Annotated in this window: 10 protein-coding genes; 5 read left to right on the top strand and 5 right to left on the bottom strand. The window is 62.1% G+C overall.

The window, feature by feature from the left end:
- Nucleotides 1-17: 17 nt before the first annotated feature.
- Nucleotides 18-2,696, bottom strand: a complete 2,679-nt coding sequence (locus MON38_RS14745; RefSeq protein ID WP_241936948.1) for a M4 family metallopeptidase — start codon at nucleotides 2,694-2,696, stop codon at nucleotides 18-20.
- 238 nt (nucleotides 2,697-2,934) lie between these two features.
- The gene (locus MON38_RS14740) at nucleotides 2,935-4,254 is read right to left on the bottom strand and encodes an amidohydrolase (RefSeq protein ID WP_241936947.1); all 1,320 of its coding nucleotides are present in this window, start codon (nucleotides 4,252-4,254) and stop codon (nucleotides 2,935-2,937) included.
- Nucleotides 4,255-4,411: 157 nt separating this feature from the next.
- On the opposite strand from MON38_RS14740, the gene MON38_RS22895 reads away from it, so the two are divergent.
- Entirely contained in the window at nucleotides 4,412-5,092 is a 681-nt protein-coding gene (locus MON38_RS22895; protein ID WP_241936946.1) for a phosphatase PAP2-related protein, read from the top strand.
- A gap of 133 nt (nucleotides 5,093-5,225) precedes the next feature.
- Here the strand turns inward: MON38_RS22895 and MON38_RS14730 are convergent, their stop codons facing one another.
- Nucleotides 5,226-6,005 carry an SDR family NAD(P)-dependent oxidoreductase gene (locus MON38_RS14730; protein WP_241936945.1) on the bottom strand — a complete coding sequence of 260 codons (780 nt, stop codon included), beginning with the start codon at nucleotides 6,003-6,005 and terminating at the stop codon, nucleotides 5,226-5,228.
- A 143-nt stretch (nucleotides 6,006-6,148) separates the two neighbouring features.
- Nucleotides 6,149-6,964 (bottom strand): phytanoyl-CoA dioxygenase family protein, encoded by an 816-nt coding sequence (locus MON38_RS14725; RefSeq protein WP_241936944.1) that lies wholly within the window; start codon nucleotides 6,962-6,964, stop codon nucleotides 6,149-6,151.
- A 265-nt stretch (nucleotides 6,965-7,229) separates the two neighbouring features.
- Here MON38_RS14725 and MON38_RS14720 point away from each other — a divergent pair, with 265 nt between their 5' ends.
- From MON38_RS14720 to MON38_RS14705, 4 genes are all read left to right on the top strand, one after another.
- Nucleotides 7,230-7,976 (top strand): energy transducer TonB, encoded by a 747-nt coding sequence (locus MON38_RS14720; RefSeq protein ID WP_241936943.1) that lies wholly within the window; start codon nucleotides 7,230-7,232, stop codon nucleotides 7,974-7,976.
- A 14-nt stretch (nucleotides 7,977-7,990) separates the two neighbouring features.
- The gene (locus MON38_RS14715; protein ID WP_241936942.1) at nucleotides 7,991-8,503 is read left to right on the top strand and encodes an energy transducer TonB family protein; all 513 of its coding nucleotides are present in this window, start codon (nucleotides 7,991-7,993) and stop codon (nucleotides 8,501-8,503) included.
- Nucleotides 8,504-8,565: 62 nt separating this feature from the next.
- Nucleotides 8,566-10,128, top strand: a complete 1,563-nt coding sequence (locus tag MON38_RS14710) for a hydroxymethylglutaryl-CoA reductase (protein WP_241936941.1) — start codon at nucleotides 8,566-8,568, stop codon at nucleotides 10,126-10,128.
- 125 nt (nucleotides 10,129-10,253) lie between these two features.
- Nucleotides 10,254-10,982 carry a hypothetical protein gene (locus tag MON38_RS14705; RefSeq protein ID WP_241936940.1) on the top strand — a complete coding sequence of 243 codons (729 nt, stop codon included), beginning with the start codon at nucleotides 10,254-10,256 and terminating at the stop codon, nucleotides 10,980-10,982.
- A gap of 72 nt (nucleotides 10,983-11,054) precedes the next feature.
- Here MON38_RS14705 and MON38_RS14700 read toward each other — a convergent pair whose 3' ends face one another.
- On the bottom strand, nucleotides 11,055-11,594 hold the full coding sequence (locus MON38_RS14700; RefSeq protein ID WP_241936939.1) for a hypothetical protein: 540 nt from the start codon (nucleotides 11,592-11,594) through the stop codon (nucleotides 11,055-11,057).
- Nucleotides 11,595-11,738 lie beyond the last annotated feature (144 nt).

The raw sequence follows: 11,738 nt of genomic DNA, 5'->3' as shown, positions 1-11,738 counted from the left end.
CGTTGGTTCGGGAAAGGCTATTCCTTCACGAAGCGCTGGTGGAATACTTTCTGGCCGTCGCTCACGGTCAGGGTGTACATGCCTTTGGCCAGGGCGCTGATATTGAGCGCGTTCTCGTTCAACACCGCACCGGCTACGCGGGCACCGCGCACATCCGTCACCAGCACGCTGGCAATGGGCGAGGTGCTCGGCATCACCAGGTTGATGATGCTCGTGCCCGGGTTGGGGTACACTTCCAGGTTGCGGGCCACGGCGTTGCCCAGCGAGTTGCCGCTGAGGGTGGCCACACCCGAACCGGTGAGCGTGCCGCCGGTCACGGTGATGGAGTAATCTTCGGTTTCGCCTTCGGTGTAGCTACCGCAGGCGGCGGTGGCCGCGCCGTAGGTCATCACGATGCGCATGCGGGTTTTGCCGTTTTTGGCGGTGGTGGGTACCGTCCAGGTGCTGGTCAGGTTGCCGGCCGAAGCGGTGACCACGCCGTAGTCCATGCGCTCGGCGGTTTCGAAGGTGCCGTTCTGGTTCCAGTCAACGTAAATGCCCCAGTTCTCATCGTAGGCCGAGCCCGAGAAGCCGGCGCTCAGGGTCATCGTCTGGCTGCTGCCGGCGGCCACGCTGGTGTTCAGGGCCGTGCCGTCGTAGTAGCCGCCATCGGCCCCCGAGGTGCGGTTGATGCTGCCGAGCTGCACGAGGTCAATCCACTCGTAGGTGACGCTGCTGCCTTTGCTGGCGCAATAGGTGGGCGTGGTGGTGCCGCCGCTGGTGCTGAAGGAGCCGATGGCGCTGTAGGCGCTGCTGCCGCTGCTGCACACGCTCTGCACCTGGTACTGGTAGGTGGTGGCGGTGGTGAGGCCAGTGAGGGCTTTGCTGGTGGTGGTGCTGGTGGTGGTTGTCCAGGTGGTAGCGCCCGATACGCGGTACTGCACGTTGTAGGACGTAGCGCCCGAGATGGCCGCCCACGACAGCGTGGCCCCGGTGGTGGTGATGCTGCCGGCCGTCAGGCTGGTGGGAGTGCCGCAGCCGGTGGTGCCGCCGCTATACGCCGCGCCGATGCCCACGGCATACCAGGCGTTGGTAACCGACTGCTCCTGGGTTGAGCCCACGCCGTACAGGTCCTGCGCTGCTTTGATGGTGTAGGTGCGGGCGTTGGCGTAGTTCGACGAAGCCGTGAGGTACACGCTTTCGGCGCGGAAGGTGATTTTAGCCGCGGCGTCGAGGCCCAGGCCAGCTACCGAGAAGCTCTGGCTCTTCTCGTTGGTGCCGGTTTTGCCGTTGCTGATGAGGTAGTACCAGTAGTTGAGCACGCCCGAGTTGGTGTGCACGCCGCCGTTGTCGGCCGTGCCGGTATACCAGTAGGTGCCTTTGTAGTAGGCGGGCTGCTGGTAGGTGTTGGGGCTGCTCATCGAGCGCAGCGCGCCGCCGGCTTTCATGATTTCCTCGCCGATGAGGTAGGTTGACTTGCCAGTGAGGCTGTACTTGGATACGCCAAACGCCTCCACGCTGGCTCCCCAGATGTCGGAGAAGCCTTCGTTCATGGCGCCCGACTCGTTCGAGTAGGTCAGGTTGGCGGTTTTTTCGCACACGGCGTGGCCGATTTCGTGGCCGCACACGTCCAGCGCCGTCAGGGGCTTGAAGGTGCTGGCGCCGTCGCCGTAAGTCATTTCGGTGCCGTCCCAGTAGGCGTTTTCGTAGCCTACACCGTCGCCGGGCGTGTCATCGAAGTGCACGTAGCTCTTGATTTTAGCCCCGGCGTTGTCGTAGGAGTTACGGCCGAAAACGGCTTTCCAGTAATCGTAAGTGGTTTGGGCACCGAAGTGGGCGTCGCCGGCCACGTTGTCGAAATTGGCGTTGTTGTACTCGGTCCAGCTGTTGTCGGCGTCGATGAAATCGACGGCGGCGGTGTAGCTGCTGCCCTTCTTGCAGTTGTAGGTTTCGATGCCCAGGCCGCGGGTGTACTCGCGCAGGTGGTAGCCGCCGGTGGCGGTTTCGTCGGCCAGCGAGCGGGTGCCGCTGTAGGCCGTGGCAAACGTGGCCGTAGCCGGCGTGGCGTGCTTGATGATGTTATCGGTCAGCACCACGTCGCCGGTGTGCGCGTCCACATAGATGTAGGCGCGGCTCACGGGCTGGGCGGCGTACACGTTGAATTTCCAGGCCAGTACCTGCGGGCCATTTTCGGTGCGGTTGTCGCGCACAATCACCAGCTGGCCGGTGGGCTTGTAGGAAGCCGCATCGGCCTCGTTGGTCTGCCACTTGTAGAGGCGGGCCCCCACGCTGGCCATCGCACGACCCAGGGCCGTTTTTTCGCTCAGCGAAGGCGTGGTGTTCAGGTTCGTGATTTTCTCAAAGTCGCCGCTGATGCTTTCCACAGTGCCGCCTTTGCTGTGCACGGTGTAGCTGGCATGCTCTACCGGAATGCCCTGGTAGAGCTGGTTGAACTTCTGGTGCACCATGCCGAGCTGGTCGGCTTCGGCGGCGCGCTGCACCAACTGGTCGGCCTGGCCCAGGCCCAGCTGCTGGCGCAGCACCTGGTCGCCGCTCAGGCCGCGCAGGGCGGCTTTGCCTTCGGCGGAGAACTGCACCAGCTCGGGCTGGCCGTCCTTGCCGAGTACTTTATTCGCAATGCGCGAGGCATCCTGTGCCTGCGCGGTTGCCAGTGTGCCGAGCATCAGCAGAGCTGCGGCAGAGTACTGTTTTTTCATAAAAAAGTGTTGATGGTGGGATGGTGTTTGTTTTCCGCTTTTTGCAAATTATTGCTGTAAAGCGTCCGCAAACTATATAATTCAACCACCTCAAAGCCTGTTTTATTGAAAATATTGCCAGTAATCCCGAAATCTTATACGTTTGGTGAAGACTTGGTGAAGTGCAATTTGCACTTTGCCCAATTCCATTAAATTATTTTAATAATGTACTTTTCATGAAGCCATTTTCGGACTGGCTTTAGCGGGCCGGCGCGGTCAGATAATCCGCGGCCAGGGTAGCCAGGGTCTTCACGCCCAGCGTCAGCCCGCTCTCGTCGATGCGGAAGCCGGCGGTGTGGTGGTCGGCGGCGGTGGCGGGGTCCTGGCCTTTGCGCATGCCGCCCACGAACAGGAACACGCCCGGCACCTTTTCCTGGTAAAAGGAAAAGTCTTCAGCCCCGGTCACGGCCTTGATTTCGCGCACGTGCTCGGTGCCGGCCACGGCGCGCAGCGTGGGCAGCATGCGGGCCGTGAGGGCGGGGTCGTTGATGGTGACGGGCACGTAGGGCTCGATATTCACGTCGGCGGTGGCCCCGGCGCTTTCGGCAATGTTGGTGGCAATGCGCCGGATGGATGCCCAGATTTGCTTCTGCGTCTCCGGGTTCAGCGCCCGAATGGTGCCCGACAGCTCCACGTCGGGCGGGATGACGTTGTAGCGCACGCCGCCGTGGATGGTGCCCACCGTGACGACGGCCGCATCGTCGGTCAGCTTCATTTCGCGGCTCACGATGGTTTGCAGGCCCATAATTATCTGGGCGGAGGTCACGACTGGGTCGACGCTGTTCCACGGGTAGGCGCCGTGCGAGCCTTTGCCGTGTACTGTAATGGTGAACCGGTCGGAGCTGGCCATTTCGCCGCCAGGGCGGTACGAGAGGTTGCCTACCTCGGTCTGGGCCTGAATGTGCACGCCAAACACGGCATCAACTTTCGGCTTGTCGAGCACACCTTCCTTCACCATCAGCTTGGCCCCGCCCTCGGTGCCGGGCACCGAGCCTTCCTCGGCGGGCTGGAAGATGAACTTGACGGTGCCGGGCAGGTCGGCTTTCACCTGGCTCAGCACTTCGGCCGCGCCCATGAGCATGGCCACGTGAGTGTCGTGGCCGCAGGCATGCATCACCCCCACGGGCTGGCCCAGGTAGGTGGTTTTCACTTTGGAGGCGAAGGGCAGGTCGTTGTTTTCGGTGAGGGGCAGGCCGTCCATGTCGGCGCGCAGGGCCACCACGGGGCCGGGCTTGCCGCCGCGCAGAATGCCCACCACGCCGGTACGGGCCACGCCGGTCTGCACTTCGAGGCCCAGCTTTTTGAGGTGGGCGGCGATGAGGGCGGCGGTGCGGGTTTCCTGGTTGCCCAGCTCGGGGTGCTCGTGGATGTCGCGCCGCCAGGCAATCACCTTGCTTTCTTCCTGCGCGGCCAGCTGGGCAATGCGGGCATCGAGGGCGGCATTCTGGGCGGGGGCGGCAGTAGTAGCGGCCAGGGCCAGCCCAAAGCCGGCCGGCAAAACGCGGAGGAAAAAGCGCATGAGTCGAAAAAGCGAAATTCGGGGGAGAAACGCGGCACGTTCGGGCCGGCCGGCAATGTTACGTCAGCATTGCCCCTCAGCGCGCTACTGTTCAGGCAATGGCGTATTTTTGCCGGCTATTCCTTATCGGCGCATTATTTCGAACTACCGGTTTATTGTGGCTACTGTCCTGATTCCACCCGCGGCTCCTCTTGACATTCTAGTTCCCTCCCACTCTCCCCGGCAGCGCGCCTGGCCGGCGGCCTGGGCCCGCCGCGGCTTTCGGGTGCGGCTGGGTCTGGTAGTGGCGTTGCTGCTGGGGCTGCTGCCGGTGGTACCGGGCTTCTACCGATTTGTGCAGGCGCGGCCGGGCCAGCTGCTGGCCGACCCGCTGCTGGCGCTGCTACCGGTGCAGGACCACTCCACGCTCATTTTCGCCCTCATCTACGGAGCCATTGCGGCCACGCTGGTGTACCTGTTGCCGCGTCCGCAGCGGCTGTTGCAGGCATTCTGGGCCTACTACCTCCTGCAGCTGATGCGCATGGCCACGCTGTACCTGCTGCCGCTGGAGCCGCCCACTGCGCTGGTTATTCTGCACGACCCGGTGATGGACCGCATCTTCGAGGTAACCACCCAGCCCATCGTGCGCGACCTGTTCTTCTCGGGCCACACCGCCACCATGATGCTGCTGACGCTGGCCGGCCGGGGCCGCCGCTGGCGCCGGGCTATGGGCCTGGCGACTGTGGTGGTGGGCCTGCTGGTGCTGGTGCAGCGCGTGCATTATTCCTACGACGTGCTGGCCGCGCCCTTCTTCGCTTGGGCCGCCTATTGGCTGGCCGGGCGCATCTGCCGGAAGTAGCGGTAGCGTGCCCGTCATGCAGAGCGCAGCGAAGCATTTTTACTGCTCAGCGTAATCCAATCAATAAGATTAGTGGTGGCGGTAAAGATGCTTCGCTGCGCTCTGCATGACGGGCAGGCGGCATTTCATCAGTCTACAGGTACTTCTCGTAAATCCCGGCCGCTATTTTCTCCACGATGCCCTTGGGCACCACGCTGGTGAGGCCCGCCGAAACCTTGTTAAGCACGCCGGGGATTATTTCGGCTTCGCCAGCCAGCAGACCAGCCACGGCGGTTTCGGCCACTGCTTCGGCCGTCATCGATACTTTGTTGGCGGTGGCCTGCAGTTCGGCGCCCATGCCAGCGCGGTCGGCGAAGCTGGTGGTGGTAGCGCCGGGGCTCAGGCAGCTTACCGAGATGCCCGTGCCCTTCAACTCGTACCTCAGGCCGCGGCTGAAACTCAGCAAAAAGGCCTTACTGGCGGCATAGAGCGTGAGCGAGGGCACGGCCTGGTAGGCAGCAGTGCTGGCCACGTTCAGAATGTAGGCTTTAGACACCTTGCGCAAGGCCGGCAGCAGCGCGTGGGTGAGGGCCACGGGCAGGTGCATATTCAGCTGCAGCATGTTCTGCTGCTCGGGCAAGCTGAGCTGCTCGAAGCGGCCCCAGAGGCCGTAGCCGGCGTTGTTCACAAGCATGGTGAGCTGGTTGGTTTGCTGCGTAGCCCAGGCGGCTACGGTAGCGGCGGCATCGGGCGCGGCCAGGTCGGTGGCCAGCACTTTGGCCTGGTGCTGGTACTTCGTGCCGATTTCCTGGGCCAAAGTCGTGAGCTGGTCTTCGGACCGCGCCACGAGCAGCAGGTCGTAGCCGCGCTGGGCCAGTTGGAGGGCAATGGCCCGGCCAATGCCGCGCGAAGCGCCGGTAACGAGTGCGTACATAGTGGTTTGGTGGATTGGCGGTGTTACGGGGAATTATCTGTCATCCTGAGCGCAGCGAAGGACCTTATCACGGCTGAGCGAGCTATGCTAACGTGATAAGGTCCTTCGCTGCGCTCAGGATGACAAGCGTTGGAGCAGTTACGTTACTTCACCAAATGCAGAAAGCGCAGGTAGAAGGGCGTGGGGCTGTCCTCGCTTTTGGGCTGGTACTTGCCCGAAATGATGGGCACGTACATCACGCGACGGCGGCTTTCTTCGCCCACCAGCGGCGACTGGGCCACGCGGTGCCACATGCGGCCGTCGTGCACGGTCAGGTCGCCGGGCTCGGTTTCGATGGCCATTTCGTTGGGGTCGTAGTACACGTCCTTGTAGTACTTCTTGCGAAACAGCATCTTGTGCAGGCCCTGGCGGTGGGTGCCGGGAATCACGCGCAGGCCGCCATTGGTGGCCTTGGTGCCGTCGAGGTGCAGGCCCACGTTCAGCATGGGGCCGATGCGCTTGCCGTAGAACACGTCGCGCAGCGAGTCGGTGTGCCAGCCCATCTGGCTGAACTCGGAGCCGGGCACGTTCACGTAGTGGTTCACCACGAGGCCGTCCTTTTCGTTTTCGCCCACCCGGCCGCCTTCGGCTTCGAGCAGCGGAAACAGGGCCTTGAATCGGTCGTCCTGGAGCAATTCGTGCAGCACGGGGTGGTGCTGCGAGGCAAATGCGAAGCGCTGCACGATGCGCGAGCCGTCGACATCGTGGCCGTATTTGATGGGCACGCCGTTCACTTTTTCCACGCCCTCGGCCAGCCATTTAGCCTGCACTTCCTGAGTGGCTTGCAGAATCTGACGGACGTGCTCGGGCGAGGCGAAAGGACGAAAGTGAAGGAAACCGTATTTAGCAAAAAACGCCCTCTGCTCGGCCGTAAGAGCACTGCCGAGGGTGAAGCGTGGATAATCAGCGGATAAGGCCATAGCAGAATTGGGGTAGGCCGCCGGGGGTGCCCAGCGCCTCGCAAAGGTAATAGGTAGGGCGCGGCCCCTGCCCGGCACCGGCCGCGCCTGGAAGGCGCGGCGGCTATAACCGCGCCACGGCATAGGGGTTTTTATCGGGCCCAAAATTCGGCCGGGCCGGGTGAACGGCAGGTGAATTTGCGCCCCGCGCCGGCCCGCATACTGCCGCACCGGGCCAGCACGTTGCAGCCGTTGCGCGGGGGCCGCGCCTTACCTTGCCAGTGCCATGTTCCTACTACCTACTTTCAACGCCAGGCTCAATCCCTGCCCGGTCAGCCCGGCCGAATTCACGCCGCACGCGCAGGGAAATTTCTGTGGGCAGTGCCAGCGCGTGGTGCACGATTTCAGCCAGAGCACTAACCCGCGCGCCGACCTGGCCGCCGCCCGCGCCGCCGCGCCCGACGGGCGCGTGTGCGGCCGGTTTGGGGCCGCGCAGGTGCAGACTGCGCCCAAACTGTCGCGCCGGCTGCGCTGGTTTGTGTCGGCGCTGGTGCTGGTAGTAGCGCAGGGCCTGACGGCGCGGGAGGCGCTGGCGCAGGTTCGGGGCGGCGGTACGGGCGGGCCGGTGCCGGTTGCCGGGCAATCAGCGGCACAAGCATCCACTCCAGTCCTCACAGATTCCGCCGCTGTTGCTGACAGCACCTCGCATTTCATGTTAGGAATGGTGACGGAAACGATGCCCAGCTTCCGCGGTGGCGGCAGCCGCGAGGTGGTGCAATACATTCAGCAGCAAATAGTATGGCCGCGCAGCAATGGTAAAATAATTCTGAAACAGGGCCGGGTGTTCGCCTCTTTCACCGTTGGTACTACTGGCAGGGTGCACGATGCCAAAATCGTTAAAAGCCTGCACCCGCGCTTCGATGCGGAAGTGCTACGGGTGGTGCGTCTGCTGCCGAATTTTAAACCCGGTGAGCAATTTGGAAAACCAGTGGCGGTGAGCTTTACCGTACCCATTACTTTCAAGCTCAAATAATCGCGCCTGCCCCCATGCTTCACACCGATTCAGCAGCAACTATAGCGGCTTCCAGAAGCTGGCGGGCCGCATTGATGGCGACCTGGTGCTTGCTGCTGCCGACAGCGGCATCGGCACAAGAGTCCCAACGGGAAACTGAACCAGATTTATCGGAGCTTATCGCTCCAACTACCGAGCGGCCACCATTTGTACCGCCCCCAAGTTGTGCCCACGTTATCCGTACTCCCGAATATCGGGATGGCGGTTTTGCTGGCATGGTACGCACTATTTACCAACACACAAAGTGGCCTGCGTCGCCGATGCTTAACGCTCAATACATAGAGGAGGGTAAAGTGTGGGTGGAGTTTGATGTTGGCTCTGACGGCAAAGTGTACGATGCTCGGGTTGCCGTGAGCTTACGCCCCGATTTTGACAAAGAAGCATTAAAAGGCGTGAAGGCATTAGGGGAATTTATCCCTGGCGTTGATGCCACTGGCCGGCCAGCTACAATCACGATGGCCGTACCCGTTGAGTTTAAAATTCGATAATATTCCCCACCTTCACTTCTCAACGCACCTTATCCGTCCACCCTTCCCCTCCCACCGATACAATGGTCTTCACGCCCAGCCCCATGCTCCTCAAGCTGCTGTACACCCGCGGCAGCCTGCACAACCAGCCCGACAATGCGGGCGTCGCCTTCAGCCTCAAAAACCGGCTCGATACGGTGAAAGTGACCGGCTTCACGAAAGTGCAGATTGACGACGTGGAGGTGCCAGCCGACAAAATTCGGGTCGATTTGGGCAACGGCGAGCAGCGCGCCGCCACCGCCATCGACGCCGACGGCCAGGCCGTGGAGCTGCCCGTGGGCCGCGCCATCACGGTGCTGCTCGACACGCCGGCCCTGGCCGAGGGCATGCACCGCGTGCAGATGTGGTTTGCCACCGATGCCTTCGGCGACCTGCACGTGGAGGTGGAAGACGCCATCGTGGGCGTGGCCAGCTCGAAGCCCCGCATTCCGCGCTCCGAAGAAGACGACTATTCCGAAGCCGCCATTGCCGCCCGCCAGCGCTTCGCCGAGGAGTTTTCGCAGCAGGAATTCAAGCACCTCAAGCACTACTCTTTCGACGCGCACCAGCTGCAGGGCAACTGCGAGCATTTCATGGGCGTGGCCCAGATTCCGGTGGGCCTGGCCGGGCCGCTCACCGTGAACGGCGAGCACGCCCAAGGCGATTTCCTGATTCCGATGGCCACCACCGAGGGCACGCTCGTGGCCAGCTACAACCGCGGCATTCAGGTGCTGAACCTGTGCGGCGGCGTGAAGTGCACCGTGATTGGCGACGCCATGCAGCGCGCCCCGGTATTCGTATTCGATGATGCCCGTGGAGCCCGCGACTTTGGCAAGTGGGTTGAAGACAACATCGACCAGATTCGGCCGCAGGCCGAAAGCACGTCCAGCGTGGCCAAGCTGCAGTACATCGACACGTATTTGAGCAACAAGTTTGCCTATCTGCGCTTCAATTTCAGCACCGGCGACGCCGCCGGCCAGAACATGGTGGGCCGCGCCACTTTCGCCGCCTGTTCCTGGATTTTGGAGAACTACAAAGGCCCGAAAATCGAGCACTTCTACCTCGAATCGAACTTCGCCACCGACAAAAAAGCCTCGCAAATCAACGTGATGCGCACCCGCGGCAAGCGCGTGGTGGCCGAAGCCGTAGTAAAGCGCGACGTGCTGATGCAGCGCATGCGCGTGACGCCCGAGCAGCTGGCCTACCACGGACAGGTGAGCAACGTGGGCGCGTTTATATCCGGGGCCAACAACAACGGCGCGCATTCGGCCAACGGCATCACGGCCATGTTCATCGCCACCGGCCAGGACGTGGCCAACGTGAGCGAGTCCTCGGCCGGCATTCTGTATTCGGAGGTGAATAAGGACGGCGACCTCTACATCAGCATCACCATTCCGAGCCTGATTGTGGCCACCCACGGCGGCGGCACCGGCCTGGCCACCCAGAACGAGTGCCTGCGCATGCTGGGCTGCGTGGGCCGGGGCACGGTACGCAAGTTTGCCGAAATCGTGGCCGGCGTGGTGCTGGCCGGCGAGTTGAGCCTGGGCGCCGCCATCAGCAGCTCTGACTGGGTGAGCAGCCACGAGCAGTACGGCCGCAACCGCTAAGCCTCAGCGAAATGGCACGGTGTTGGAAAAGCGCGGGCAGTAACGTCATAATGCGGCATAATTTGTATTTTTGACACCCTGCTAGTTAGTCGTTTTTCTTTATTACCGTTTTTGTAGGACTATTCGTGAAAATTACTTTTCTGCTGATTTTGCTGGGGGTGGGCGCTTCCCTACGGCCGGCGCAGGCCCAGGCCAGCCACGACGTGGTGGAGGCTCGCACGCTCTACGCCCAGGCCAACCGCCCACCGCAGGAAACCGCGCTGCGCGCCAACCTCAAGGCCCAGGGCTCGGGTTTTTTCGGCGATGGCAGCCTGCAGCCGGGCGCCTTGCGCACCTTCGACGGGCGCTACCGGCCCGTGCCCGGCCTGCGCTACCACGCCGGCCTGCGCCTGCTCGAAGCGCAGGACTCGATTAACCTCGACTCGACCCACCTCTGGCCCGTGGGCAGCCTGCGCGGCTTCGACCTCGGCGAGCCCGGCGATGCCGCGGTACCCGTGCGCCGCTTCCGCCCGCGCCTGGTGAAGGAAGGCAGCGCCGGCCAGCGCCGCGAGTTCGTGGAAGTCCTCACGATGGTGGATGCCGGGCCGCTGCTATTGGCGTGGCTCTACACCTCGGGCGCCGATGCCGTGGCCGGCCGCCTCTCGATGGCGCCGCTGCTGCTGGTAGGTGCCGGCAACGACCCCAGCGAGCCCCTGCGCCCCTTGGAACTCAGCCGCTCCTCAGTGCAGCGCTTGTTTGGCAACCGCGCCGAGGCCGTGAATGCCTACGCCATGACCAAGCAGCTACTCTACGACAAGCCCACCGACGTGGCCCGCATGCTGGATTACTTCAACAAATTGGCCGTGGTGAAATAATCCCTTCAAACGCATATAAAAAGCCCTTTCTGGATACGCAGAAAGGGCTTTTTGTTGTATTAGCGCCAGCAGCTACAACGAGTTGGCCGTTACCTTGAAGCGAGTATCGGAACGAATGGTGAGCGAATCCCGGATAAAGTAATTGGGCCGCTGCCGGCTATACACCGTCAGCTCGTAGGTATCGGCTTTCAGGTAATCGTCGAGCCGTTCGGTCGTAGGCACCAGGGTCAGGGTTTTCACCCCTTTGGGTGGGTTATATAAATAAGCGAGTTGAATGCGGTTTTTTACGTTTGGCGTGTTGATGTACACGCGTAGCGTATCCAGAAAGTCGAAGTTGAGCGTGGCCGGACTCACTAGCGTCAGCTGCATCTGGTCGAGTAGCACGTTTTTGACCTTGTCGCGGGTGGTCTTGTTGTTACGAAACGAGGCTTCCGAGTTCGTGATAACGGAAACCGGCTTGGGCAGGCCCGTGTAGAAGATGCTGGGCGGTGGGATACGCGAATTCTGCGATACATCCACTGTAAAGGTCAGCAGCTCGTCGAGCACGTTTTTTTTGCAGCCAACCACCGTTAGCAGCAGCAGAGCCGGAGCAAGAAATAACAGCTTCTTCATAGATAGTCGGAATGGTGAATGAGTTTCGATATACGCAGCCCGGCCGCTAAAAAGTTCGCGAGCAGTGGCTAAGACACTTTCTAAAATTACACACAAACCTCGTAAAGCAGCTTCACTACGGCCCGAACAAGGGGGCGGGATGCA

The sequence above is a fragment of the Hymenobacter cyanobacteriorum genome, assembly GCF_022631375.1.
Taxonomy (GTDB): domain Bacteria; phylum Bacteroidota; class Bacteroidia; order Cytophagales; family Hymenobacteraceae; genus Hymenobacter; species Hymenobacter cyanobacteriorum.
The sequence above is the reverse complement of the archived record's forward strand: the minus strand, read 5'-3'. Positions and strand labels throughout refer to the sequence as shown.